The organism is Neisseria sp. N95_16 (assembly GCF_002551535.2).
Lineage (GTDB): Bacteria > Pseudomonadota > Gammaproteobacteria > Burkholderiales > Neisseriaceae > Neisseria > Neisseria brasiliensis.
On sequence record NZ_PDBT02000034.1, the window covers coordinates 1 to 26,241 of the forward strand.

Genomic DNA, 26,241 nt, shown 5'->3' on the forward strand with positions numbered 1-26,241 from the left:
TACTCGCTATGAGAAATTAGCTCGTAATTTTAAATCGATGCTTTACTTGGCTTGCTCTATTATTCATGCTAAGTTAAATTGAGGACACGCCCTAGTAAAGTTTAAAATACATTAAACACAAATCAAAAAAATCAGCCTGAAATATTTCAGGCTGATTTCTTATATCAATACAATACATTATTTCCAATAACGCCACCAAGGCATATCGCCATTGCGCCATTCATGGGTTAAGAACGGACTTTCTGGAAAGTTCTGTTGCAAAATACGGCGGGTATCTTGAGCCAATTGCGGTTTTTCCAGTTTTTTATAAGCCAGTTCCATCATGGCTAATGATTCTTCGACGTAACGTGTGTTTTGATACTGCTGAACGATTTTTTGCGCGCGGTTAATGGCTGCAAGGTATGCGCCTCGCTTCATGTAGTATCGGGCAACAGCAATTTCGTTACCGCCCAATGCATCAACCAATTTAGTCATGCGTGCTGTGGCATCCGGTGCATATTTACTGTTCGGGTAGCGTTCTACCAATTGGGCAAAAGCATGATAGGCATCGCGGTTGGCTTTAGGGTCACGGTCGGACCAGTCTTGCGAGGCTAATTTATTTAAGAAAGACTGATCTTCATTAAACAATACCAAGCCTTTTAAATATAAGGCATAATCCATGTTCGGATGTTGCGGGTGATGGCGCTGGAAGCGGTCGATAGCGGCCAAGGCTTTTTCCGGTTCGTCGTCTTTATAGTATGCGTAGGCCGTATCCAATTGCGATTGCTGCGCGTAGCGGCCATTAGGGAAACGTGATTCCAGCAGTTCATATAACTTGATGGCTCGCGTATAATTGTTGCTGTTCAATTCATCCTGTGCTTCAGCATAAAGCTGTTCCACACTCCAATCCTGAGTAATTTGAGCGTCTTTATCGATGGTGCCTTTATTGGCACATGCGCTGAGCGCCAAACTTAAAGAAACTAATAAAAGAATTTTTTTCATGCAGAATACTTCCTTTGATAATGAAGCTGATTATAGCGATGATTTAGACTTTGCGGCAGTCCCTGAAGCAGAAAGTTGTGTTAAATTGACCGTTCCTGTCGAGATGGCCGGATTGCGTTTGGATGCGGCACTGGCCAAACTCATGCCCGATTATTCGCGCAGCCGCCTGACCACTTGGATTAAAGACGGCGATGTCATGGTAAACGACAAACCTGCCCAGCCGAAAGCAAAAATGATTGGCGGAGAGTTTATCACAGTTACCGTGCGTCCGAGCGAAGAAAATCTGGCGTTTACGCCTGAAACGATGGATTTGGATATTGTTTACGAAGACGATACCGTGATTGTTATCAACAAACCTGCCGGGCTGGTGGTGCATCCCGCTGCGGGTAACTGGACAGGCACGTTATTAAACGGCTTACTCGCACATTGCCCGGAACTAAGCCAAGTACCGCGTGCGGGGATTGTGCATCGTTTGGACAAAGAAACCAGCGGTTTGATGGTGGTGGCGAAAAATTTACCGGCGCAAACTTCTTTGGTGCAGCAGCTTCAAGCGCGTACGGTGAAACGCATTTACCGTGCCGTAGCCAACGGTGTGGTGCCGTTTGACGGTAAAATCGACACTTTAATCGGCCGCGATCCGCATAATCGCTTGAAAATGGCGGTGGTGAAATATGGCGGTAAACCTGCTGTGACTCATGTGAAAGTGCTGGAACGCTATTTGTCGCACAGCTATATCGAATGCGCTTTGGAAACCGGCCGCACCCATCAAATCCGCGTGCACATGCGCGAAGCCAATCACCCGTTGGCGGCGGATCCGGTTTACGGCAACCCACGCCATCCGTGCAGCGAAGGCGTGAAAGAAGCGGTGAAGGCTTTGGGCGCGCGCCAAGCCTTGCATGCTTACCGTTTGAGCTTTGTTCATCCGAAAACCAATGAAACGGTGTCGTTTGAAGCGCCGTTGCCGGATGATATTTACCATCTGCTTTCAGTATTGCGTTTGGAAGCCGGTTTGGATTCATCGTTGAGCCATGAAGAAGAATGGCAAGACAAGCTCGATAGTGATGATGACGATGATTGGAACGAAGACGATTACGATGTTGAAGTCGTTTATGTACGAGAATAATGTTTCAGGCGGCCTATTAATGAAATAGGCCGTCTGAAAAAAGGAACTGCATGAAAACCTTAAGCGAAACCTTGGGCATTAAAGCGCAAAGCAAAACTTTCCTGACTGCTGATTGGCCTGCGCCTGCCAATGTGAAAACCTTAATCACCACGCGCAACGGTGGGGTGAGTGAAGCGCCGTTTCACAGCCTGAATATCGGCGCGCATGTCGGCGATAACCCCGAGCATGTGGCGCGCAACCGCGAAATCGTGCAAAACCAAATCGGTTTGCCCGTTGCCTACCTCAATCAAATCCACAGCGATATTGTGGTGAACGCCACTGATGCGCTGGCAACGCTTATCGATGCCGATGCCAGCGTCGATACCACCGGCAAAGCCGCTTGTGCCAGCATGACCGCCGATTGCCTGCCGGTTTTGTTTTGCGATAAAGCAGGGACGGTTGTGGCTGCGGCACATGCCGGTTGGCGTGGTTTGGCGGGTGGTGTGCTTCAAAATACCGTGTGCGCCATGCAGGTAGCACCTTTAGAAATCATGGCCTACTTGGGGCCGGCGATTGGGCCGGAAGCTTTTGAAGTGGGGCAGGACGTGTTTGATGCGTTTACCGCACAAATGCCCGCTGCCGAAAGCGCATTTGAATCCATCGGCGGTGGCAAATATCTGGCCGATATGTATGCTTTGGCGCGAATGGTGCTGCAGCGCGAGGGCGTAAGTATGATTTACGGCGGCGAACATTGCACCGTATTGGAGCGTGACAGCTTTTTCTCCTACCGCCGCGACGGGCAGACCGGCCGTATGGTGAGCGCGATTTGGCTGGATAATGAAGTATAATGCTTCTATAAGTTGAAAGTATTGCGAGGCCGTCTGAAAAGTTTATTGCTTTTCAGACGGCCTTGATTCAATAAGTTTGGCCGAAGTCGCTTTTATCTCATTAGGCCGTCTGAAACCCAAAGATTTCAGACGGCCTGATAATCCGCTATAATCCAGCTATTCTCGTCTTGAAAACGAAAGCCTAACATGAAAAAAATCATCCTGACCGCCGCTGTATTACTGCTGGCTTCCTGCGGTTTCCATTTGAAAGGCACGGCCGGCACCTCGCAGCCGCTGCCCTATCAAAACTGGTATGTTAACGGCGGCGCATTGCAACAGGCTTTGGAAAATTCTCTGCGCCGTTCAGACGGCCGTCCGGTCGGTATGGATCAGGCACAAATGACGGTGAATGTGACCCACATTGAAACACGCCGCGATATTTACACCATCACCCGTGCAGCCGATATCAACGAATACCTGCTGATGCTGCGCGTGGATGCACAAGCGACCCGCAACGGCGAGCCGGTGGGCGAACCGATGAGCGTGATGGTACACCGCACCATGGATTACGCCGACAGCGAAGTGTTGGGTAAAGCCGAAGAAGAACAAAACATCTGGTCGGAAATGCGCACCGATGCTGCCGACCAAATCGTGCGCCGCCTGACCTTTTTGAAAGCGACGCAGTAAATGGCGGCGATGAATATCGAGCAGCTCAGTGCCGATATGCCGCTCAAGCCCCTGTATGTTATTCACGGCGAAGAAGATTTATTGCGGATTGAAGTGCTTGATACCTTGCGTGCAGCCGCACGGCAGCAGGGCTATCTCAACCGCGAAGTGCATACCGCCGAAACTAATTTTGATTGGAATGAGTGGCTGCAATCGGCGGGCAGCATGGGTTTGTTTGCCGATTTGAAACTGCTCGAATTGCACATTCCCAACGGCAAACCGGGCAAAAACGGCGGTGAAGCGCTGCAGCATTTTGCCCAACAGTTACCCGAAGACACCGTCACCGTCATCATGTTGCCCAAGCTGGAAAAAGCGCAAACGCAAGCCAAATGGTTTGGCGCGCTGGCAGCAAACGGTGTGATGCTGGAAGCCAAAGCGGTGGGTGCGGCAGTCTTACCAGCATGGATTCGAGGCCGTCTGAAAAAATGGGGCTTGGAAATTGAAAACGATGCGTTGGCTTTGTTTGCCGAACGCGTTGAGGGCAATCTACTGGCTGCCAAGCAGGAAATCGACAAACTGGCCTTGCTGCACCCGAAAGGCCATTTGCTGAACATGGCCGATGCCGAAGCGGCGGTGGCCAATGTGGCGCGTTTTGATGTGTTCCAACTGGCAGGGGCGTGGATGAAAGGCGATGCGCAACGTGTGGCGCGTTTGCTTGATGGTTTGGAAGCGGATGGCGAAGAGCCGGTGTTGCTGCTGTGGGCGGTGGCCGAAGACATCCGCACGCTGATTAGACTGACCGCTGCGTTGAAACAAGGGCAGAATATCCAATCGTTCCGCAACAGCCTGCGCCTGTGGGGCGAAAAACAAACGCTGGCACCGATGGCGGCAAACCGGATTCCCATCAGCCGGCTGCTGGACGCGCTGCAAACCTGCGCCAAAATTGACCGCATGATTAAAGGCGCAGAAGAGGGCGATGCGTGGACGGAATTCAAACAATTAGTGATGGGTTTGGCGGTGTAAAACGATTCGCCCGTTTCAATGAAAAAGCCGCCAATCTTTCCCCTGAAGCAAGAAAATACTGTAAAATAGCGTTAAATCATTCCAAGGCCGTCTGAAAAGCTCAACGGAATTTTTTCAGACGGCCTCAAACTGTTTTAAGGAAACACAATCCATGGATACAAAAGCAAAAATCCGCTTAGCCGGCCTGATGATTCTGGCCACCGCCGTTTTGAGCCTGCTGTTGGTGTTGATCGTCGATTCATGGCCGCTGGCCATTTTGATTGCCGTCATCATTATGGCTGCCGCTGCCGGTGGTTTCGTGTGGACTTCGCGCCGCCAGCAACGCCAATTTATTGAGCGCCTGAAAAAATTCGACATCGACCCTGAAAAAGGCCGCATCAACGAAGCCAACTTGCGCCGCATGTATCACCGTGGCGGCCAAGCGCAAAAAGATGCGATTACTTTGATTTGTTTGTCGCAAAAATGTTCGGTTGACGAAGCGCATGCCATGTTTAAAAAACGCCCGACCCGTCAGGAAATGAACCAAATGGCGGCGCAACAAGCCAAAGGCCAAAAACGCCCGCACCGTTGATTTTAAACCGACAGGCCGTCTGAAATAGGTCGAAGCGAAATTATTTCCTGATTTCGCTTTGGTCTTACAGACGGCCTGAGACCTTTGCAAAACTTCATGAACCATCATTAACACCAAAACAGCCGTCATTCCCGCGCAGGCGGGAATCTATCTTGGTATTTAAGAAACTATTTCTATTTAATAGGTTTCCGTTTCCATAAATGGATTCCCGCCTGCGCGGGAATGACGTCGATTTTTTGTGCAGTGGCTTTTGAAGAAGTTTTGCAAAGTTCTCAGCCTTTGTATTACATATTATGCCCATGACCCGGTTTCCCACTGTTTCCCTCAAACGCCGCCTTGCCGCCTTGATGTATGAAATGCTGCTGGTTGGTGCCGTGACCGCCATTGCCGCGATTTTGTCGGGCATACTGGCGATTTTTCTCAATCCGATTTCTACCTATTTATCCAGCTTTGTCACCTGCGTGTTGGTGATTGGTTTTTGGTGGTATTACTTCCGCATGAACTGGCTGCAAAAAGGCCAAACGCTGGCGATGCAAACTTGGAAAATCGGCTTGGACAATCAGCAAAACGTGCAACCGCCGCTGCACCAACTGCGCCAACGTTTCATCTGGGCGTGCGTGTTTGTGGTGTTTATCCCCATGCTGGCTTATGCCGGATTGCGCCATTTTCTGAACATTCCGCCGATGCTCGCATTCGGTGCGGCCTTGTTTTGGCTGATTCTGCCGTGGGGTTTTGCGCTACTGAATCCCGACCGTCAGTTTTTATATGATTTCTTGGCCGGCACGCGCTTGGTGGATTTGAAGCAGGATAAGAAGAAATAACAGGCAATATTGGCTTTCCCATACAAAAGGCCGTCTGAAACATGATGTTTCAGACGGCCTTTTTGCAATTTAAAAAGCTCACAAACTGAGACTTTTGCAAAACTCAATTTGAACAAAGAAAACTATGCCCGTCATTCCCGCGTAGGCGGGAATCCAGACTGATAGTTTTCAGGAATATTGAATTATTTCAGTAATTTTACATTCTGGATTCCCGCCTACGCTGGAATGACGGTTTAAAGATTTCTGAAAATTGACGAGTTTTGCAAAGGTATCAAACTGCTTTTCAGACGGCCTTAAAATTGATTCTTCAATTCACGTAAGGCGGCAAACACTTCCAATTCGGTATTCAATTTTTTGCCGCTCAAGCTTTCTACGCGTTCCCAAACCTGTGGCAAGCCGACGCGTAAAAACGGATTGACTTTGCGCTCGTGCAACAGTGTTACCGGCAAGGTTGGGGCGCTGGCGGATTCGGCTTCGCGCAAGGCCGTCTGAATGTCGGCGTTGTCCGGCTCGATGTGGGCGGCAAAGCGTAAGTTGGAGGCCGTGTATTCGTGTGCGGGGTAAAACAAAGTGTTTTCCGGCAATTGGTTGAAACGCAGAAAGCTGTCGAACAATTCTTCAATCGTGCCGGTGAACACGCGGCCGCAACCTGCGCTGAACAAGGTGTCGCCGCAGAAAACATGCAGGCCGTCTGAAGTTTCAAACAGATAGCTTAAATGATGGCTGGTGTGGCCGGGTGTGGCCCAAACGGTGGCCAATCCGTCGCCAAACGGAATCTGCAAACCTGCTTCGGCGCGGTGGGTGGCTTCGGGAATGTCGCTGTTGCCGTAAACCGGTGATTCCAAAAATGTGCGCCACAAGGCCGCTGCGCCGCCGCGGTGGTCGTCATGGTGGTGGGTAATCCATGTTTGCGCGAGCATCAGGCGGTTGTTGACGAGAAACTTTAATACCGGTGTGGCATCGCCCGGATCGATGCAGACGGCCAGATTGCCTTCTTGAATCATCCAAATATAGTTGTCATTGAATGCTTTGACTGGGGTGATTTTCATGTTATTCCTTTTTTTATAATGTCTATTCCTGCACATAATCGCGGTGGTTGCGGCTTAAGCCGTACACGGCGGCGCGGGCTTGTTTGATGGTTAAGCGGTTGTAGGTCAGGCGTTGGGTTTGGTTGTGGTCGTAAATATGGATTTCGCCTTGTTTGCGCGTTTGCTTGTGGGGGAACTCGCTTTTCAGCGTGCGCCATAATTCCAGCTTTACATGCACGATGGCGAACATATCGTGGGTGAGGTTCACGCCGACGCTGATTTCTTTTTTCGATTCCTGCAGGCAAAACGAGCGGTCGTTAAACAGACACAAACCTGAGTTGTTAGGATAGCGGTAAAGCTCGATTTTTACCGCTTCGGGCACATCAAACGCCGCGCGGAACATCTGTTCAAACAGCGAAGGTTGCGACACGCCGTCGCTCAACATGCCGTAAAGATTCGACAGCCAATTGACATAACCGTGAAAATTGAAATCGAAATCCTGCAAAATTGAGCGGATGCGCTTCGGGTCGCGTGCGCGGATTAAATGCACGAATTCGCGGCTCACATCAGGCAATTGGCGGCGGATGGCTTGGTGCAGGCGGTGGGCAAACAAGGTTTTGTGGTTGTTTGGGTTGCGCAAAATGCCCAATAGCTTCAAGCGCAGAATCCGCCAAATGGCATCGGGCGCTTTCAGATGGCCTGCAGGCAGGCTGCGCAGCATTTGGCATGAATCTTCATAGCCGCTTTCATGACGGTTGAACCAGCTTTCGAGATTGTATTGATTGGGCGAATCTTCAACAAAGGTTAGCGTGTAAAGGTTTTTGGCGGCCAGATTGGTGATAATATTCACATTATCCACTTCGCCGCGATAAGGCTTGTGAAACAGGCTGATCGGCAGGCGGTACACGTTTTGGTTTTGCGTGCCAACCGACGAATTATGCGCGTGCTGCCGCTGCTCGGTTTGTGCGACATAATGGTGCATTTTGGTCGGATTGGCGGTGAGCAAGGCAAACGGCTTGGTGTCGCATTCCGGATACTCGTAATCGCTGAGAATAAAAGCGTGTTTCATGTTTCAGACGGCCTAGAAAGCAAATCAGGCTTTATCATACTCTATATGGAGCAGAATGCAAAAAAGCTGAGGCCGTCTGAAAAGTGTTTTTCAGACGGCCTTGATATTCAAACCTTAGTTGGCGGATTAACCCAATGCTTTACGCGCACCGGCAAACAGACGCGCCCAGCCGGATTGTTCCGCCCAGTTTTCAGGTTTCCAGCTCATTTGCGCAGCGCGGAAGACGCGTTCCGGATGCGGCATCATGATGGTAACGCGGCCGTCGGCATTGGTGACGCCGGCAATGCCTTGCGGCGAGCCATTCGGGTTGAGCGGATAGGTTTGGGTGACTTGGTTCAAACCATCAACGTATTGCAGCGCGATGGCTAAATCGGCCGGTACTTGGCCGCCTTTGAGTGCAAAGTCGGCGCGGCCTTCGCCGTGGCTGACAATCACCGGCAGGCTGGCGCCTTGCATTTCGTTCAAAATCAGCGAAGGCGATTTGGTCACATTCACCATAGTCAAACGCGCTTCAAACTGTTCGCTTTCGTTGCGTTTGAATTTAGGCCATGTAGCGGTACCCGGAATGATGTCGGCCAAGTTGCTGACCATTTGGCAGCCGTTACACACACCCAGCGTGAGCGTGTTCGGATTGGCGAAGAAGGCGGCAAACTGGTCGCGCAAAGCAGGGTGGAACAGAATCGATTTCGCCCAGCCTTCGCCCGCGCCCAATACGTCGCCGTAGCTGAAGCCGCCGCACGCCGCCAGCATTTGGAAGGTGTCGAGATTCACGCGGCCGCTCATCAGGTCCGACATATGCACGTCATAGGCATCAAAACCGGCTTGGGTAAAGGCGGCGGCCATTTCAATTTGGCCATTCACGCCCTGTTCGCGCAAGACAGCGATTTTCGGTTTTACACCGCTGTTGATAAACGGCGCAGCGATGTTTTCATTCACATCAAAAGTCAAATCGGCAAACAGCGCGCTGCGTTGGTTGTCGCCGATTAAGGCAAACTCGCTGTCGGCGCAGGCCGGATTGTCGCGCAGCTTTTGAATGGCGTGGCTGGTTTCTTGCCATGCACGTTGCAGGTCGGCGCGGGATTGTTCCAGCAAGATGCCGTTTGCGTTGCGGATAACGATTTTTTCATCGGCAGCCAAGGTAGCGACGTTGTGTACATCAATACCGGCTTGGGCAAACAAGGCTTCTACAGCCGCTAAATCGGCCGCGTTCACCTGAATTACTGCACCCAATTCTTCATTAAACAAGGCACGGGCAGCGGCAGCGTTTTGGTCTGCTTGTGCAGCGGTCAATGCGCTGATGTCCACATTCAAACCCACGCGGCCGGCAAACGCCATTTCCGCCAAGGTTGCAAACAAACCGCCGTCGCCACGGTCGTGGTAGGCCAGCAGTTTGTCTTCGGCAACCAATTGCTGAATGGCGTTGTAAAATGCTTTCAGACGGCCTGCTTCAATATCCGGCGCTTGGCCTGCCATTTGATTATACACCTGACCCAAAGCCGAGCCGCCCATGCGGGCTTGGCCGTTGCCCAAGTCAATCAGCAGCAAGGTGCTGTCTGACACGTTTTGCAATTCAGGCGTGATGGTTTTGCGCACGTCTTTTACCGGCGCGAACGCAGTAATAATCAGGCTCAAAGGCGAAACCACGGATTTTTGTTCTGCTTCGTCTTGCCATACGGTTTTCATCGATAGCGAATCTTTGCCCACGGGAATGCTGATGCCCAGTTCCTGACAGGTTTGGGAAACGGCTTCGACTGTGCGGTAGAGTTTTTCGTCTTCGCCTTCGGTACCGCAGGCGGCCATCCAGTTGGCGGAAAGTTTGATGTTGCCCATCTCGCCGATGTTGACAGCGGCGATGTTGGTAATCGCTTCGCCGACACACATGCGGCCGGAAGCCGGTGCGTCAAACAGGGCGACAGTCGGTTTTTCGCCCATAGACATCGCTTCGCCCTGATAGGTGTTGAAACCCATCATGGTCACGGCGCAATCGGCTACCGGTGTTTGGTATTTGCCGACCATTTGGTCGCGGTGGGTCATGCCACCCACACTGCGGTCGCCGATGGTAATCAGGAAGTTTTTTGCAGCGACAGTCGGCAAGCGCAGCACGCGGTAAGCGGCTTCGGTGATGTCGATGGCAGAAGAGTCAAACTGGCTTTCAGACGGCGTTACGGTGGTGTCGTTGCGGGTGGTTTTAGGTGGTTTGCCGAGCAAAACATTCAGCGGCAAATCGACCGGATTGTTGTCGTACAAATCATCACGCACTTGCAGATGACCGTCATCGGTGGCCACACCAACCACGGCAAACGGGCAGCGTTCACGTTCGCAAATGGCGCGGAAGGTGTCTAAATCTTGTTCCAAAATCGACAACACATAACGCTCTTGCGATTCGTTACACCAGATTTGCAGTGGGGTCAGGCCGTGTTCTTCCAAAGGCACATCGCGCAGCTTGAATTTTGCACCACGGCCGGCATCGTTAACCAATTCAGGGAAAGCGTTTGACAAGCCGCCCGCGCCCACGTCGTGAATGGAGATAATCGGATTGTCGTCGCCCAGCTGCCAGCAGCGGTCGATGACTTCTTGCGCGCGACGTTCGATTTCAGGGTTGCCGCGTTGTACCGAGTTAAAGTCTAAAGAAGCGTCGTTGGTACCGGTATCCATAGACGAAGCCGCGCCGCCTCCGAGACCAATCAGCATGCCCGGGCCGCCGAGTTGGATTAATAATGCGCCTTCAGGGATTTCGTCTTTATGCGTTTGCTGCGCCTGAATGTTGCCCAAGCCGCCGGCAATCATAATCGGCTTGTGGTAGCCGCGCACTTGACCGTCGACTTTTTCTTCAAAGGTGCGGAAATAGCCCAGCAGATTAGGGCGGCCGAATTCGTTGTTAAACGCCGCGCCGCCGATTGGGCCTTCAATCATGATGTCTAAAGGCGAAGCGATGTGGCCGGGTTTGCCGTAGCCTTGTTCCCAAGGCTGTTCCAAACCGGGGATATTCAGGTTGGACACGGTAAAGCCGGTCAAGCCTGCTTTCGGGCGCGAACCTTTACCGGTCGCACCTTCGTCACGAATCTCACCGCCCGCTCCGGTGGCCGCGCCTGCAAATGGGGCGATGGCGGTCGGGTGGTTGTGGGTTTCCACTTTCATGATGATGTGGGTGTCTTCTTCGTGGAAACGGTAGCCGTGGTTATCGGCGGCATTAGGATAGAAACGCTCGATTTTCGCGCCTTCAATCACGGAAGAGTTGTCTTTGTAGGCCACGACTGTGCCTTCAGGGTGGGCTTCGTGGGTGTCACGAATCATGCGGAACAGCGACTTAGGCTGTTTTTCGCCGTTCAAAATAAAATCGGCGTTGAAGATTTTGTGGCGGCAGTGTTCCGAGTTGGCTTGTGCGAACATCATCAGCTCGACATCGCTCGGATTACGGCCTAAGGCTTGGTAGTTTTCCACCAAATAATCGATTTCGTCAGGCGACAAGGCCAAGCCCATTTCGCTGTTGGCTTTGACCAAGGCTTCTTTACCGCCGTTTAACAAATCGACGGTTGAGAAAGTTTCCGATTGGATGTGGTGGAACAATTGCGCCGCCGCATCAATGTCGGTCAACACGCTTTCGGTCATGCGGTCGTGCAACAGCGCCGCCCATTGTTGTTGCTGCTCGGCAGTCAAATCGCCGCGAATCCACACCGCCATGCCGCGCTCAATGCGCTCGATGCTCTCAAGACCACAGTTTTCCGCGATGTTGGTGGCTTTAGAAGCCCAAGGCGAAATCGTGCCCAAGCGTGGGGTAATCAAAAATAAATGCAAGCCGTTTGTGGGCTTTGGTGTTTCGGCAACACGGTCAGCTTCCAGCAAGGCTTGCAGTTTTTCAACGGTCTCAGCGTCTAAAGTATTTTCGCTGCTGACAAAATACCAAAATTCGCTTTCCAGCTTCGCTTCAGGCAGGCCGGTGGCGGCTGCTTTTTGAAACAGTTTTTCAACACGGAAATCAGACAGGGCGGTAACGCCGCGCAAGGGCAAAACAACAGACATGGATTCGGCTCTCAAATGCGGTTGGGAAAAACGATATTATACGCATAATAGGGCTATTTTGCTTGGGTATTTTGCCGCGAAGTGTCAACAATTCACACCATAAAACGCGATTGAATAAAAAAGCGGATTGTGATAATTTTCCAGTCATCTTTTCCTGTTTAGACGGCCTTGATGATTAACTTGATGATTAATGTATGCCGTCTGAAAAACAAATAGAAAGCCAGCCATGAAAAAAATCGAAGCCATCATTAAACCTTTCAAACTCGACGACGTGCGCGAAGCCTTAACCGAAATCGGCATCACCGGCATGACCGTGACCGAAGTAAAAGGATTCGGCCGCCAAAAGGGTCACACTGAAATCTACCGCGGTGCAGAATACGCCGTCGATTTCCTGCCGAAAGTGAAAATTGAGCTGGTGTTGGCCGATCATGATGTGGAACGCGCCATCGAAGCCATCATCGAAAACGCCCGTTCGGGCAAAATCGGTGACGGCAAGATTTTTGTGTACCCGGTGGAAGAAGCAATCCGTATCCGCACGGGTGAGCGCAGCGAAGCGGCGGTGTGATTGGTTAGCAATCAGAAAATGCCGTCTGAAAGGTTTGCTTTCAGACGGCATTGTTATTACTGGGCGGTGACGATGCGGTTAATTTGCCATTCGAGAAATTCCGTGTACACGCTGCCTTTTTTGATGTGTTTCAGGTCGTGTTCATTCGGCTGGGTAGGCGAATCAGCATGCAAATCTCCTTGTGTTTTAGACCAAGGGTGGAATTTTTGATTATGCAGATGATAGAAGCCGTTTTCAGTAATGAGCACTTCTTTATTGTAACCATAACCGCACCAAGGCGAATTGGCTTGTGGCGCAGTCAGATTGCAGCCTGTGTCGTAATAAGGTGTATCAGACAGGCTTAAATGATACAGTGTCGGTAAAACATCCTTATGCGAACCCGCTCGCTCCGGCTGATACACTGTTTGATGGCGGTATTTCTCCGGAACATAAAGATAAAATGGCACACCATGCCCTAAAGCCACTTCATTGGCTTCGGGGTAGCCGATGGCACGCATATTATGATCGCCTGTTGCTGCGATAATGGTATCGGGCGTTGTTTGCTTCACGTTGGCGATAAAGCCGCCCAATTGGTCGTTGCTGTAGCGGAAGGTGTTGAAAATCTCATTCAATTCTTTACCTTGCGCCAATGCTTTTAAGCGAGCGGATTCAGATTCTGTTAAGCGGAAATCGACACTTTGTTGCGTATCGGGTAAGCGGTAAGGCGGATGGTTGGTGACAGACAGCATCATGATGAATACGGGCTGCTTTTGCTGTTCTGCTTTTTGCAGCAATTCTTCTGCATAGCGGAACATATACTCATCAGGAATCCCCCATGTGCTGGATTTCGCTTCAGGGAAGCGGTCTTTCAAGCCATTTTCATCAATGATTTCATCCACACCCAAATGACGCAGGAAGGTATCAAAATCACGCCAGCCGCCGTTGCCTGCGGTGAGATAAACAATGTGATAACCGGCATCGGCATAAGGTTTGAACATATTGCTGATGAAGGTTTTGTTTTTCGCAGTCGATTGGCTTAAGTCTAAGCGGGGGCTGCGCACAAACAGGCGGTGTAGGGTATCACTGGTGCCATCGCCTTCAGAAATAAACTTTTTATATACCCAATCTGATTGCCAATGCGGTTTCAGACGGCCTAATAAGTTTCTTTCGGCATTGTCGAAATCCAATAAATGGCTGCTCATGCTCTCCATCACGGCCAACACGATATTCGGTTTTTTCTGCGCTACGGTAGGGTTGGCAGGCGTGTTTTTTACCAGCTGCTGTAAATCAGCAGTTGCTTCAGTTTCCAAGAGTTGACTGATTATGCGGCTGCCGTCTGCATCGCTGACAGGCTCAAAATAGCTGCTGTTGCGATATTCTTTTCTTGCCCAGTCTAAAGAAATCAAGGCATTAGGAACCAGTTTGTTCAATTGCGGAGCGGCGGAAATCTGCATGGCGGTTTGGCGCAAAGGAAATTTGCCCACGGAACCGCGAATGCCTAATGTTAACGCCAATAATGGCAGCACAATACCGGCAACCCAGAGCCATACCGGTGCAGCTGCCTGTTGATTGGCGCGTGGTAATTTGTTGAGCAACCAAGCAAATAATCCGCCCAAAACCAGCAATGCCAAGCTGCCGGAAACAACGGGGTAATCCGACCAAATGGTTTTAATAACCGCATTGGTGTCTTCATCAAACAGCCCGAAGACAAAAACATCAAATTGTTTTTCATAAACAGAGAAATAAAACCAGTTGCCCAAGGCAAAGGCGATGGAAATGACGAAGAATAAGGTTAAAAGTTTTTTGTGGATTTTTTGATAAATGCGTGCCAATGTCGGGTGGATTAAGCTTACCAAAAGCAATAGAAAGGCGACGGCAGATAAGAGCGATGAGGCTTTAATATCAAACAATAAACCTTTTAAAAACAGTGGTGTAATATCATCACGATATTGTTGGGTAATATTTTCGGAAACAAAATGATTCAGCATGAGAAAACGTTCTAAGCTGAATGCCAAGATGAGTGAAAGCCAAAAAACAAAAGTTTGTTTCAGGCCGGCGCGATAAACTGCCCAACGGGAGAAGGTTTTATTGAAAGTAATATCGTTAGCCATGTTTTAGACCGGTTAAAAAAATCGAAATATTATGGCATATTTTTGCTAAACTTAACAATAATGCCGTCTGAAAGCATATCTTTCAGACGGCATGGTTATTTCTAACGAAACCGGTGTTAAATCTCAAAGGTATCCGCTTCATCACCCCCGCGAATCATGCCGGCGGCGACGGTGTGGTTGGTGGCTTCATCGATGATGATAAACGCACCAGTGGCCGGGCTTTGCTCGTAGGTAGTGGCGTTGAGCGGCTGTTGGGTTTTCAGGCTGACGCTGCCGATATCGTTGAGTTTCAGCTCGGTGGCGGATTGCACTTGGCTTAGGGTGTTTACGTCCCAAACGTAGGCGATTTCGCTGATTTTGACGGCGGCGGTTTGGGTGGTGTGTTTCAGCAGGTATTTGCGGCGCGGGTTGAGCGGAATATCGTCGAACCAACACAGCGCGGCTTGGAATTGCTGGCTTGGCGCAACAGGGCTGTCGGCGGCGACGATGGCATTGCCGCGCGAGATGTCGATGTCGGTGTCGAGCGTAATGGTCAATACTTCGCCGGCTTCGGCAGTATCGGTTTTGCCGTTCGGATTGTAAATCTCGGCGATTTTGGCGGTTTGGCCGTTGGGTAATACTTTGACTGCATCGCCCACTTTCAGACGGCCTGCTTCCAAACGGCCTTGGTAGCCGCGGAAATCGTCGCTGCTGCTGCCGTCTTGGCGCGCCACACGTTGCACGGGGAAATGGGTGGCTTGGGCGAGCGCGTCTTTACGGGAAACGGGCAGGCTTTCCAAGAGCGGCAGCAAAGGCAAACCCTGATGCCACGGCGTTTGCGCGCTGGCGTTGACGATGTTGTCGCCTTTCAAGGCGCTGATGGGCAGGAAATGCACGTCGGCGGTGAGGCCGATTTGTTGGGCGAGCTTTTGATAGGCGGCGGTGATGGCTTGGTATTTGCTTTCGTCAAAATCGAGCAAGTCGAGTTTGTTGACGGCGACAATGATGTTCGGGCAGCCGAGCAGTTTCAAAATGGCGCTGTGGCACTTGGTTTGCGGCAGTAAAACTGGTTCTTCGCCGCTGAAATCAACGCGGGTGGCATCGACCAAGACGATGGCGGCATCGGCGGTCGAAGCGCCGGTGACCATGTTGCGGGTGTATTGTTCGTGGCCGGGCGTGTCGGCGATGATGAATTTGCGTTTTGGTGTGGCGAAATAGCGGTAGGCCACGTCGATGGTGATGCCTTGTTCGCGCTCGGCGGCCAAGCCGTCGGTGAGGCTGGCGAAATCGGGTGTGTCGCCGTTTTCAGAGGCTTTGTTGAGCTTGTCGATTTGGTCGGTCAGCAGGGTTTTGCTGTCGTAGAGCAGGCGGCCGATTAGGGTGGATTTGCCGTCGTCAACGCTGCCAGCGGTGATGAAACGGAGTAATGGGGCGGTGGTGGCGGTCATGTGCGTTCCTTCATATTGGGTTTGCCGATACTTTAACGAGGCCGCCTGAAAATGGGAAAGAATGGTTTGTTTATAATAAAGATGATTTTGTTATATCAATGATGAGGCCGAGACCTTTGCAAAATCCCTATCTTTGGCACATTTCTTCATTGCGCGCTGCTACAACTTTGAACTGTACTCAAATCTAGGATTTTGCAAAGGTCTCAGGCCGTCTGAAAAGAAAATAAGCTTTCAGACGGCCTTGATAATCGGGTTTAAACACGTACTTGGCCGTTGCCCAACACAACCCATTTTTGCGAAGTCAGACCGTGTAAGCCAACCGGGCCGCGCACGTGGATTTTGTCGGTGGAAATGCCGATTTCTGCGCCTAAGCCGTATTCAAAGCCGTCAGCAAAACGGGTGGACGCGTTGACCATCACGCTGGCGCTGTCCACTGCGCGCAGGAAGACTTGCGCATCGGTGTAAGACTCGGTGATGATGGAATCGGTGTGGTGGCTGCCGTGGGTGTTGATGTGGGCGATAGCTTGGGTCAAGTCATCGACAATTTTCACCGCTAAAACAGGGGCGAGGTATTCGGTGTCCCAATCTTCTTCGGTGGCGGCGTTGATGTTGTGCAAAATCGCCAAAGTGCGTTCGCAACCGCGCAGCTCGACTTGTTTTTCTGCGTATTTTTCTGCCAGCAAAGGCAACATTTCTTCGGCGCGTGTGGCGTGAATCAGCAGGGTTTCCATGGTGTTGCAAGTGCCGTAGCGGGAAGTTTTGGCATTGAAGGCGATGCCAATGGCTTTTTGCGTATCGGCGGCTTGGTCGATGTACACATGGCAAATGCCGTCGAGATGCTTAATCACCGGCACGCGTGCTTCGGCGGCGATGCGGGCAACCAGCGATTTGCCGCCGCGCGGAATGATGACATCAATCAGTTCAGGGCTTTGCAGCATGGTGCCGACGCTTTCGCGGCTGGTGTTTTCAATCACGCTCACGGCGGCCGGCGGTAAATCGTTTTCGGTCAGCGCTTGGCGGATGAGTTTGGCAATTGCCATATTGCTTTCAAAGGCTTCGCTGCCGCCACGCAACACGCAGGCATTGCCGGATTTCAGGCATAAGGCGGCTGCATCGATGGTAACGTTTGGGCGTGATTCGTAAATGATGCCGATCACACCCAGCGGCACGCGCATTTTACCGATTTGCAAACCGTTTGGGCGGGTACGAAATTCGTCCATCTCGCCGACCGGATCAGGCAGCGCGGCCACTTGGCGCAAACCTTCGCACATGGATTCGACAGTTTTTTCTGTTAATTTCAAGCGGTCGAGCAGGGCGGAATCCAAGCCTTTGGCGGCAGCGTTTTCCATGTCTTGCGCGTTGGCAGCCAGAATGGCGGTTTGGTGCTGCGCAATCAATTCGGCCATGCGCAACAGCGCGGCGTTTTTCTGTGCGGTGGTGGCGTTTGCCATCAGATAGAAAGCCTGTTTGGCCGCGGTGGCGGTGTCGCGGACGTATTGTTGAATATCCTGCATGATTGTGTGCCTTTATTATATGAACGAGATTGACAATGATGATAAGGCCGTCTGAAAGGGAATTCAAGCAAAAAAGCGTGGAAATAGGTTTGCCCGCCTGATTGATTTATAATTGTGTTTTGCTTGTGCATTTTTTTAAAACTCATGACCAATACTTTTTACCGCTGGCTGATTGCTGTGAAGAAACCAGCCAACCAACTTTGGCTGGTACCCGCTTATTGGGCGATTTTTGCCGTGATTTTTGCCTTTATTGCGCGCTTTTTCGGTGATATGTTGCAAGCGGGTATCTTGCCCGATATTGAACGCAGCACCTTAGACGGCCTGTTGAGCATTGTGGCATCAAGTATGCTTTCGGTAAGCACGTTTTCGCTGTCGATTATGGTGTCGGCGTTTTCATCAGCGGCCAATGGTGCCACACCACGCGCCATGAATTTGGTGATGGCCGATGACAATACGCGCACCGCCATCGCCAGCTTTATCGCCGCGTTTATCTATGCCGTAATCGCCAAAACCGCGTTGGGCATGGAATATTACGGGCAAAACGGCCGCTTTATTTTGTTTGTCGGCACGATTGCGGTGTTGGTGTATTTGATTGTGACGCTGATTCGTTGGGTGTTTACCCTGTCGCAACTGGGCAGCTTGGGTAACACTTTGAACAAAATCAGTGCCAAAACCGAAAGCGCGCTGGATCATTATTACACCGCACCCGATATGGGCGCGGCGTGGAAAGGCAGCTTGCAGCAGCCGGTGCGCCCGATTTATGCTAAGCAGCCCGGTTATCTCACCCACATCGATATGGCATCGTTGCAAAAGCTGGCGGAAGAGCATGAAACGTATGTCTCAATTATTATTAGGCCGGGCAAATTGTTAACGCCCAACACCGTAATGGCGTGTTTGTCTGCCGGTCAAGACGATGCGGATTTGGCGGACAAATTCGCCGGATGCTTCGTCATCAACCAAGAGCGCACCTATGAACAAGATCCGCAATGGGGCTTGAATGTGTTGAGTGAAGCTGCCCAACGCGCCTTGTCGCCCGGCATCAACGATCCCGGCACCGCCATCAGCGTGATGGTGATGATATTGCGTTTGCTGACCAAGCCGAATCCTGAATGCGAAGAAACGCAATATGACCGCTTGTCTATCATCGCCGCCGACAGCAACCAATGGGTGCCGCAAACCTTTTTACCCATTGCGCGCGACGGTGCAGGCGCAGCCGAAGTCGGCCTGACCATGCAAAAAGTGCTGGCCGGTATTGCTGCCAACAGCCAAGATCCGCATATTGCCGCCTCGGCTGCAGATACCGCGCATGCGGTGTTAAAGCGTTTTGAACAAATTTTGGATTTTGAAGACGATAAGGAAAGATTGTTGCGGCAGCATGAGGAATTGTTTGGACAAGTTACGAAAGATTAAATCAATGATTTAATTAATGATATTTAAAAAGCCATGCCGTCTGAAACTTTTCAGACGGCATGGCTTTTATCTATGGCGATTATGCTTATTCTACATGAATTTTCAATAAAGCCTGTTCGACCATTTGCGGCTCGATTTTGTTCAAGCAATCGGTGTGTCCCAGCGGACATTCTCGCTTAAAGCAAGGTGAGCAATCGAGATTAAGGGTGACGATTTCGGCTTTGTTGCTCAACGGCGGTGTGTGGTCGGGGCTGGACGAGCCGTACACAGCGGCGAGTTTGCGGTCGAGCGCGGCAGCAAGGTGCATGAGGCCGCTGTCGTTGCAGACCACGTTTTCAGCGCAGGCCAGTAAATCAATGGCTTCGGAAAGCAAGGTTTTGCCGCATAAATTGGTGCAGAGGCCGTCTGAAAGCTGGTTGATTTCTTCAGCGATGTCAAAATCTTTTTGCGAGCCAAACAGCCAAACCTGCCAGCCTTTGGCCAGATGGTTTTGCGCTAAACCGGCGAAGTGACGTGCCGGCCAGCGTTTGGCGGGGCCGAATTCTGCGCCGGGGCAAAAGGCGATAATCGGTTTGTCGGTATTTAATCCATGCTTGGCTAAAGCGGCTTGCTGGCTGGCGGCATCGATTTGGAACAAAGGCTGGTCGGAATGACCGTTAAAATCGGCTTGGCTCGGATGGGCAAGCGCGGTGTAGCGGTCGACCATCAGCGGTAGGGCAGCTTTGTCGAGCTTGCGGATGTCGTTAAGCAAAATATAGCGCGATTCGCCTACATAGCCGGTGCGCTGTTTGATGCCGGTAGCCAAGGCGATGATGGCGGATTTGAGTGAGCCGGGCAGCACGATGACTTGGTCGTAACCGCGTTTGCGCAGTTCACGCCCGGCTTGCCAGCGTTTTTTCAAATCCAATGCACCGTGGCCGAACGGGTTTTCCAGAATCTCGTTCACTTCCGGCATGCGCTCGAAGACCGCCATCGACCATTTCGGGGCGAACACGTCGATGGTGCAGCCCGGATGTAGCTCGTGCAGGCGGCGGTAAAGCGGCTGGGTCATAACACAATCGCCAATCCAGCTTGGGGAAATGATGAGGATTTTTTTAGACATGGTTTGCGGGCAGTGATTTATGTAATAGGGCATTATTTTAATGCAGAATAGGAAAGGCCGTCTGAAAAAATGTTTTTCGGACGGCCTTTGAATTTAACACAGACTTTACAGCAACACTTTCTCCACGCCGCCGTTGTTGGCTTTATCGACAAACTCATTCAGCCAGTTGTCGCCCAAAATGTGCTTGGCCATTTCGATGACGATGTAGTCGGCCGGCATGTCGTTGTCGTCGCGGTAGCGGCTCAAACCTTGCAGGCAGGCAGGGCAGGAAGTGAGCATTTTCACCGGCTGGCCTTGCGGCAGCTCTTTGAGGTTTTTCTCGATTTCTTCCTGTTTGCGGAATTTCACCTGCGATGCGATGTCGGGGCGTTTCACGGCAAACATACCGGATTCGCCGCAGCAGCGGTCGCTTAACACCACTTTTTGTCCCATTAATTCGCTGGCCATTTGGGTGGCGTTCATGGTTTTAATCGGGCTGTGGCATGGGTCGTGATACAGGTATTGCTGGCCTTCCACACCGTCGAGTTTCACGCCTTTTTCCAACAGGAATTCGTGGATGTCGATGATGCGGCAGCCGGGGAAAATTTCCTCAAAGCGGTATTTTTCCAGCTGGTCGTAACAGGTGCCGCAGCTGACGACCACTGTTTTGATGTCGAGGTAGTTCAGCGTGTTGGCCATGCGGTGGAAAAGCACGCGGTTATCGGTGCTCATTTGCTCGGCACGGGCTTTGTCGCCGCCCGCATCTTGCGGATAACCGCAGCAGAGATAACCCGGCGGCAACACGGTTTGCACGCCGACATGCCACAGCATCGCTTGGGTGGCCAAACCGATTTGGCTGAACAAACGCTCGGAGCCGCAGCCTGGGAAGTAGAACACGGCTTCGCTGTCATCGGCAGTTTGCGGGTTGCGGATAATTGGGATGCTCTTGTCGTCTTCAATGCCCAATAATGAGCGCGGTGTTTTGGCCGGTACGCCTTTTGGCAGCGGGCGGTTGATGAAGTGAATCACCTGCTCTTTAATGCTCGGCTTGTTGACGGTGGCGGCTGGTGCGGCTTTTTCTTTTTTCACAATCGGGAACATTTTGCCCAATTTGTAGGCAAAGTTCTGCGCCGGAAAGCCGGTTTGAATCATCGCGCCGCGCAGGGCTTTGATGGCTTTGGGGTTGGTGGCGTTCAAAAACGCCATGCCCATCGCCGCTGCCGGCACGGTGGTGCTGTGGCCGGTTTCGTTCAGGTAATTGCGGATGGCCACGGTCACGTCGCCGAAGTCAATGTTGACCGGACACGGTTTCACGCAGCGGTGGCACACAGTGCAGTGGTCGCCGATGTTGGTCAGCTCGTCAAAGTGCTTCAACGACACGCCGCGGCGGGTTTGCTCTTCGTAAAGGAAGGCTTCGGTCAACAGGCCGACACCGAGAATTTTGTTGCGCGGGCTATAGAGCAGGTTGGCGCGCGGCACATGGGTTGAACACACCGGTTTGCATTTGCCGCAGCGCAAGCAGTCTTTCACCGACTCGGCAATCGTGCCCAAAGACGATTTTTCCATGATCAGTGATTCCGCGCCGAGTAATTCAAACGACGGCGTGTAGGCGTTGCGCAGGTCCGCGCCTTTCATCAATTTGTGGCGGTTGAAGCGGCCTTCGGGATCGACTTTGGCTTTGTAATCCCAAAACGGCTGCATGTCTTCATCGCTCAAAAATTCCATTTTGGTGATGCCGATGCCGTGTTCGCCGGAAATCACGCCGTTTAAGCTGCGGGCGATTTGCATGATACGGTCAACAGAGTGATAGGCCGTCTGAAGCATTTCGGCATCGTCGGAATTCACCGGAATATTGGTGTGTACGTTGCCGTCGCCAGCATGCATGTGCAGCGCGACAAATACGCGGCCGCGCACGATTCTGCCGTGGATTTTGGCCAAATCTTCGAGAATTTTCACGTCGGTTTTGCCGCTGAAAATTTCGCTCAAAGGCTTCATCACATCGGATTTAATTGATACGCGTAAACGGAAATCGCGGAAGGCGATAAAGCAGCTTTCGTCATCACGCGCTTCCGGATCGGCAAATACTGCTTTGCTGTAACGCGCTTTGTATTCGCTCAACGGCGCATCAAGATTGGCCAGCAGCCATTCCCAGCGCTCTTTAACCGCGGAAACATGATTCAGCGCGTGGGTGGCGCGGTCGCCCAATAATTCTTTGCTTGGCAAGTCGGTGCCCATCGCATCGACTGGCAGACGGCCTTGCAGGTAATCGAGCAGGGCGGCGCACAGGGTGAGCTTGTTTTTAATCGATAATTCGATGTTGATGCGTTCGATGCCGTCTGAATATTCGCCCAAGCGCTCCAGCGGAATCACCACGTCTTCATTGATTTTAAAGGCATTAGTGTGTTTGGCGATGGCGGCGGTGCGTGCGCGGTCGAGCCAGAAGGTTTTGCGTGCTTCGGGGGTAATGGCGATAAAGCCTTCGCCTTCGCGTTTGCGCGTCATTTCGACCATGTGTTCGGCCGCGGCCTGTACGGCGGCTTCGTCGTCGGAAACGATGTCGGAAATCAGCACCATTTTCGGACGGCCTTTGCCGGCGGCTTTGGTGGCATAGCCGACTGCGCGGACATAGCGCCAGTCGAGATGCTCCAAGCCGGCCAGTTTGACCGATTCGTGGCCGAGCAGATAGTCGCGGATTTCAACGATTGACGGTGTGGCGTTGGCGACGGTGCCGAAAAATTCCATGCACACGGTGCGGGTGTGTTTCGGCATTTTGTGCAACACAAAAGCCACACTGGTAATGATGCCGTCGGTGCCTTCTTTTTGGATGCCCGGTAAGCCGCTCAAGAATTTGTCGGTAACGTCTTTGCCCAAGCCGACTTTGCGGAATTTGTGGCCGGGAATTTCCAAACGTTCGGTTTTGACGATGTTATTGCCGCTGGTGTCAAGAGTGTGCACATCAAAAATCGCGGTTTTTTCATCGTGGATTTTGCCGAAATTATGGCGCACACGTTCAATGCGCAGCCATTCGCCTTTCGGGTTGACCATTTGCCAGTAGGCCAGATTGTCGAGCGCGGTGCCCCACAATACGGCTTTTTTACCGCCGGCATTCATGGCTGCATTGCCGCCGACGGTAGATGCGTCGGCAGAAGTAGGGTCAACGGCGAACACCAAGCCGGCTTTTTGCGCGGTTTCTTCCACGCGGCGGGTAACGACACCGGCACCGCAATGGATAATCGGATGCGTGCCGTCCAAACCAGGGAGGGTGACGAATTGCACACCGTTGTGTAAATCGAGTTTTTCAGTATTGATGACTGCGCTGTTGGCATCCAACGGAATCGCGCCGCCGGTATAGCCTGTGCCGCCACCACGCGGAATAATCACCAAATCCAGCTCAATCAGCGCACGTACCAAAGGCGCGACTTCGGCTTCGTTGTCGGGATTAATCACCACAAACGGATATTCCACGCGCCAGTCGGTGGCATCGGTCACATGCGTGACACGCGCCAAACCGTCAAACATAATATTGTGCGGCTTGGTGATTTGGCTCAAGCGCTCGAGAATCTGTTTGCGTTTTTGCTTGGTGATGTCGAAGCTGGCATCAAAATCCTGCACCGCAGTCAGGGCAGATTGCACCAAGGTTTCGACTTGTTGATTGTCGTCGCGGCGGTTTTGGATTTCAGTCAGGCGATGGCGCATTTCACGCACCAAAGCTTCGCGGCGCTTGGGATGCTCAAGCAGGTCGTCAACCAAATAAGGATTGCGCACCACCACCCACATGTCGCCCAATACTTCAAACAGCATACGCGCCGAGCGGCCGGTACGGCGTTGGCTGCGCAAATCTTGCAGGATATGCCAAGCTTCTTCGCCCAACAGGCGGATGACGATTTCGCGGTCGGTATAAGAGGTATAGTTGTAGGGGATTTCGCGGATGCGTTGCGGAGCAGCAGTCGTGGTCATGGGGTGTGGTCCGTATCTTTTTATTTTGACAATTTTTGGTTTTTCAGGCCGTCTGGAATTTCAGATAGTCTGTGACGAGGTGTGTTAATGTAGTTTAAATACCATTATTTTTCAATGGAAAAAGACCGTTTATTTTATACTGAAATCGCTTTTTATGGAATTTGTTTTGTTGACAATTTTACTGCTTTTTTAGTTGCATTTTTCGACTGTTTTAATGTTCAGACGGCCTGATGCCAGAATAGGCTTGAAATTTACCCGAAAAGCGTTATAATCATGGCTTCTTTGGCGGGTCTCCCCGCATGGTTATTTGGAACACCGGGTCAGGGGCGGAAGCCAGCAGCCCACTCTGATGCGCCAGTGCCGGGGGTTCGGCTCGCCACCTTATTTAAAAAACACCGCAAGCTTTGCTTGCGGTGTTTTTTTGTTTGGTCGTCTGAAAAGGTGGGTAGTTTGCTGTAATGCAATCTAGGAAAATGTTATGCATTAATGAATAAGTTTTTGATTCAAGTCAATTAATTAAACTATAAACAAAATGTCATAAAAATAAATGCATGATAAATATAGGTAATTTATTCAATTTTACAATTTCAGTTATTTATTGTTAAGAGCTTGTCAAAATGTTTTCGCTCGCCTACACCGCATGAAAAAAAATATTTCCACTCCAATCAGAAAAGGGTGCTTCTTTTGGGAAAATTTATCCATGACGACACTCAGAAGCATTTGCCTGAGAATCTCTCGCTGAGAAGTGCGCAACCACCGGCGACCAGTTGGCGCGGGTTGATGATTACCTTGGTTGCTGCGCTGTTGAGTTTTGGTCTTTACTATATTCTGCCTTACGATGCTGAGGCGAATAAGGGTTTGGCGATTTTGTTGTTTGTCGGCATTATGTGGCTGACGGAAGCCGTGCACATCACCGTGACGGCGCTGCTGATTCCGGTATTGGCGGTGGTATTTCATGTGCCGGAGATGAATACCAAAACAGCGCTGGCCAATTTTGCCGACCCGATTATCTATATTTTCTTTGGTGGTTTTGCCTTAGCCGCCGCTATGCATATTCAGCGGCTTGACCGCAAGCTGGCTTTAAAGGTAATTGCTCTATCTCGTGGTAGCTTTCTTACCGCTTCGCTGCTGATTTTTGCAGTAGCGGCTTTTTTGTCAATGTGGATCAGTAATACCGCTACAGCAGCCATGATGTTACCTTTGGCCTTGGGCATGATGAGCCAATTGAATCCGGAAAAAGACCGCAACATCATCACTTTTGTACTATTGGGTTTGGCCTACAGCGCAGGTATTGGCGGTATTGGTACGTTGGTTGGTTCGCCGCCCAATGCCATTGCCGCCAAAGACTTGGGTTTGGATTTTATGGGCTGGATGAAATACGGTTTGCCAATGGTGTTGGTTTTGATGCCTGCTATGTTGGTTGCGCTGTTTTTAGTATTAAAGCCCGATTTTAAGAAAATCAACATGGGCGATGTTGAACATGAAGATATTCCGTGGAACCTGCACCGCATTTTGACTGTGGTGGTCGTGGTTGGTACGGCATTGGCTTGGATGTTGAGCGGTAAAATCGCTGAAGCCACCGGCATTACCGCCATCGACAGCGTGATTGCCTTAACCGCCGTTGCATTGGTGGTGATTTTGGGCACGGTCGGTTGGCGTGAGGTAGCGCGTAACGTGGATTTGGGTGTGTTGTTGCTGTTTGGCGGCGGCATTACCTTGAGCAGCCTGATGCAGAAAATCGGTGCTTCGGCTGCGCTGGGTAATGAAGTGGCGCAAGTCCTGAGCGGCACGTCGCCATTATTGGTGACGATTGCGGTAACCGTGTTTATTATTCTATTGACCAACTTCACAAGTAACACGGCTTCATCTGCTTTGCTGATTCCGATGTTTGCTTCGATTGCCAAGCAAATGGGCTTACCGGAAACCGCACTGGTGTTGATTATCAGCATTGGTGCATCGTGTGCGTTTATGTTGCCGGTGGGTACCCTTACATTCGCATTTCAAGTGCAACGCTCAAATGCCATTGGCAAGGGCTGCTGAAAACAGATCACCCGGTGTCTCATAGTCCAATGTCTTTCTCGGTCGGCGG

At 51.2% G+C, this 26,241-nt stretch carries 18 protein-coding genes, 1 other RNA gene and 1 pseudogene; 11 read left to right on the plus strand and 9 right to left on the minus strand.

The genetic code is table 11. The features are described from left to right. A pseudogene (locus CRG49_RS06945) lies at window positions 1–82 on the plus strand (IS5/IS1182 family transposase); the annotation flags it as partial. Between the two features lie 95 nt (window positions 83–177). Here CRG49_RS06945 and CRG49_RS06950 read toward each other — a convergent pair. Further along, window positions 178–981, minus strand: coding sequence for an outer membrane protein assembly factor BamD (locus CRG49_RS06950; protein ID WP_095501980.1), 804 nt, complete (start codon window positions 979–981; stop codon window positions 178–180). On the opposite strand from CRG49_RS06950, the gene rluD reads away from it, so the two are divergent. From rluD to CRG49_RS06980, 6 genes are all read left to right on the plus strand, one after another. After that, window positions 980–2,104, plus strand: coding sequence for a 23S rRNA pseudouridine(1911/1915/1917) synthase RluD (gene rluD / locus CRG49_RS06955; protein WP_095501981.1), 1,125 nt, complete (start codon window positions 980–982; stop codon window positions 2,102–2,104). The two genes, CRG49_RS06950 and rluD, sit on opposite strands and share 2 nt — an antisense overlap. 50 nt (window positions 2,105–2,154) lie before the next feature. After that, window positions 2,155–2,931, plus strand: coding sequence for a peptidoglycan editing factor PgeF (pgeF, locus tag CRG49_RS06960; protein ID WP_095501982.1), 777 nt, complete (start codon window positions 2,155–2,157; stop codon window positions 2,929–2,931). A 186-nt stretch (window positions 2,932–3,117) separates the two neighbouring features. Then, the gene (gene lptE, locus CRG49_RS06965) at window positions 3,118–3,597 is read left to right on the plus strand and encodes an LPS assembly lipoprotein LptE (protein ID WP_095501983.1); all 480 of its coding nucleotides are present in this window, start codon (window positions 3,118–3,120) and stop codon (window positions 3,595–3,597) included. Beyond that, a complete protein-coding gene (gene holA / locus CRG49_RS06970) occupies window positions 3,598–4,599 on the plus strand; it encodes a DNA polymerase III subunit delta (protein WP_095501984.1) in 1,002 nt (333 codons plus the stop codon). 151 nt (window positions 4,600–4,750) lie between these two features. Further along, a complete protein-coding gene (locus CRG49_RS06975) occupies window positions 4,751–5,170 on the plus strand; it encodes a hypothetical protein (RefSeq protein WP_095501985.1) in 420 nt (139 codons plus the stop codon). A 299-nt stretch (window positions 5,171–5,469) separates the two neighbouring features. Beyond that, on the plus strand, window positions 5,470–5,991 hold the full coding sequence (locus CRG49_RS06980; RefSeq protein WP_095501986.1) for an RDD family protein: 522 nt from the start codon (window positions 5,470–5,472) through the stop codon (window positions 5,989–5,991). Window positions 5,992–6,284: 293 nt separating this feature from the next. On the opposite strand, the gene gloB is transcribed toward CRG49_RS06980, so the two are convergent. The 3 genes from gloB to purL all read right to left on the minus strand — a co-directional run bounded on the left by gloB (window position 6,285) and on the right by purL (window position 12,108). Continuing rightward, the gene (gene gloB / locus CRG49_RS06985) at window positions 6,285–7,040 is read right to left on the minus strand and encodes a hydroxyacylglutathione hydrolase (RefSeq protein WP_095501987.1); all 756 of its coding nucleotides are present in this window, start codon (window positions 7,038–7,040) and stop codon (window positions 6,285–6,287) included. A 22-nt stretch (window positions 7,041–7,062) separates the two neighbouring features. Then, window positions 7,063–8,088, minus strand: coding sequence for a hypothetical protein (locus tag CRG49_RS06990; RefSeq protein ID WP_095501988.1), 1,026 nt, complete (start codon window positions 8,086–8,088; stop codon window positions 7,063–7,065). A 126-nt stretch (window positions 8,089–8,214) separates the two neighbouring features. Then, entirely contained in the window at window positions 8,215–12,108 is a 3,894-nt protein-coding gene (gene purL, locus CRG49_RS06995; protein WP_095501989.1) for a phosphoribosylformylglycinamidine synthase, read from the minus strand. A gap of 226 nt (window positions 12,109–12,334) precedes the next feature. On the opposite strand from purL, the gene CRG49_RS07000 reads away from it, so the two are divergent. Further along, a complete protein-coding gene (locus CRG49_RS07000; RefSeq protein WP_095501990.1) occupies window positions 12,335–12,673 on the plus strand; it encodes a P-II family nitrogen regulator in 339 nt (112 codons plus the stop codon). Window positions 12,674–12,729: 56 nt separating this feature from the next. On the opposite strand, the gene CRG49_RS07005 is transcribed toward CRG49_RS07000, so the two are convergent. From CRG49_RS07005 to CRG49_RS07015, 3 genes are all read right to left on the minus strand, one after another. After that, a complete protein-coding gene (locus CRG49_RS07005) occupies window positions 12,730–14,763 on the minus strand; it encodes an LTA synthase family protein (RefSeq protein WP_095501991.1) in 2,034 nt (677 codons plus the stop codon). Window positions 14,764–14,879: 116 nt separating this feature from the next. Then, window positions 14,880–16,190, minus strand: coding sequence for a sulfate adenylyltransferase subunit 1 (locus CRG49_RS07010; protein ID WP_095501992.1), 1,311 nt, complete (start codon window positions 16,188–16,190; stop codon window positions 14,880–14,882). A 254-nt stretch (window positions 16,191–16,444) separates the two neighbouring features. Further along, the gene (locus CRG49_RS07015) at window positions 16,445–17,704 is read right to left on the minus strand and encodes a glutamate-5-semialdehyde dehydrogenase (protein ID WP_095501993.1); all 1,260 of its coding nucleotides are present in this window, start codon (window positions 17,702–17,704) and stop codon (window positions 16,445–16,447) included. Window positions 17,705–17,848: 144 nt separating this feature from the next. Here CRG49_RS07015 and CRG49_RS07020 point away from each other — a divergent pair, with 144 nt between their 5' ends. Then, entirely contained in the window at window positions 17,849–19,114 is a 1,266-nt protein-coding gene (locus CRG49_RS07020) for a DUF2254 domain-containing protein (protein ID WP_095501996.1), read from the plus strand. Window positions 19,115–19,199: 85 nt separating this feature from the next. Here CRG49_RS07020 and waaF read toward each other — a convergent pair whose 3' ends face one another. Continuing rightward, complete coding sequence (gene waaF, locus CRG49_RS07025; RefSeq protein ID WP_095501997.1) at window positions 19,200–20,216, minus strand: lipopolysaccharide heptosyltransferase II; 1,017 nt, start codon at window positions 20,214–20,216, stop codon at window positions 19,200–19,202. A 105-nt stretch (window positions 20,217–20,321) separates the two neighbouring features. Further along, window positions 20,322–24,152, minus strand: a complete 3,831-nt coding sequence (locus tag CRG49_RS07030) for a DUF3683 domain-containing protein (protein ID WP_095501994.1) — start codon at window positions 24,150–24,152, stop codon at window positions 20,322–20,324. Between the two features lie 284 nt (window positions 24,153–24,436). On the opposite strand from CRG49_RS07030, the gene ffs reads away from it, so the two are divergent. Both ffs and CRG49_RS07040 read left to right on the plus strand, forming a co-directional pair. Continuing rightward, window positions 24,437–24,533, plus strand: an RNA gene (ffs, locus tag CRG49_RS07035) — signal recognition particle sRNA small type. Window positions 24,534–24,836: 303 nt separating this feature from the next. After that, on the plus strand, window positions 24,837–26,192 hold the full coding sequence (locus CRG49_RS07040) for a DASS family sodium-coupled anion symporter (RefSeq protein ID WP_229436884.1): 1,356 nt from the start codon (window positions 24,837–24,839) through the stop codon (window positions 26,190–26,192). Window positions 26,193–26,241: the final 49 nt, after the last annotated feature.

Coding starts and splice junctions, on each gene's coding strand:
- CRG49_RS07010 (WP_095501992.1), bottom strand. CDS start 16,190: ATGACCGCCACCACCGCCCCATTACTCCGTTTCATCACCGCTGGCAGC.
- CRG49_RS07000 (WP_095501990.1), top strand. CDS start 12,335: ATGAAAAAAATCGAAGCCATCATTAAACCTTTCAAACTCGACGACGTG.
- CRG49_RS06990 (WP_095501988.1), bottom strand. CDS start 8,088: ATGAAACACGCTTTTATTCTCAGCGATTACGAGTATCCGGAATGCGAC.
- CRG49_RS07005 (WP_095501991.1), bottom strand. CDS start 14,763: ATGGCTAACGATATTACTTTCAATAAAACCTTCTCCCGTTGGGCAGTT.
- CRG49_RS06975 (WP_095501985.1), top strand. CDS start 4,751: ATGGATACAAAAGCAAAAATCCGCTTAGCCGGCCTGATGATTCTGGCC.
- pgeF (WP_095501982.1), top strand. CDS start 2,155: ATGAAAACCTTAAGCGAAACCTTGGGCATTAAAGCGCAAAGCAAAACT.
- CRG49_RS06980 (WP_095501986.1), top strand. CDS start 5,470: ATGACCCGGTTTCCCACTGTTTCCCTCAAACGCCGCCTTGCCGCCTTG.
- holA (WP_095501984.1), top strand. CDS start 3,598: ATGGCGGCGATGAATATCGAGCAGCTCAGTGCCGATATGCCGCTCAAG.
- gloB (WP_095501987.1), bottom strand. CDS start 7,040: ATGAAAATCACCCCAGTCAAAGCATTCAATGACAACTATATTTGGATG.
- waaF (WP_095501997.1), bottom strand. CDS start 20,216: ATGTCTAAAAAAATCCTCATCATTTCCCCAAGCTGGATTGGCGATTGT.
- CRG49_RS07015 (WP_095501993.1), bottom strand. CDS start 17,704: ATGCAGGATATTCAACAATACGTCCGCGACACCGCCACCGCGGCCAAA.
- CRG49_RS07020 (WP_095501996.1), top strand. CDS start 17,849: ATGACCAATACTTTTTACCGCTGGCTGATTGCTGTGAAGAAACCAGCC.
- CRG49_RS07030 (WP_095501994.1), bottom strand. CDS start 24,152: ATGACCACGACTGCTGCTCCGCAACGCATCCGCGAAATCCCCTACAAC.
- rluD (WP_095501981.1), top strand. CDS start 980: ATGCAGAATACTTCCTTTGATAATGAAGCTGATTATAGCGATGATTTA.
- lptE (WP_095501983.1), top strand. CDS start 3,118: ATGAAAAAAATCATCCTGACCGCCGCTGTATTACTGCTGGCTTCCTGC.
- purL (WP_095501989.1), bottom strand. CDS start 12,108: ATGTCTGTTGTTTTGCCCTTGCGCGGCGTTACCGCCCTGTCTGATTTC.
- CRG49_RS06950 (WP_095501980.1), bottom strand. CDS start 981: ATGAAAAAAATTCTTTTATTAGTTTCTTTAAGTTTGGCGCTCAGCGCA.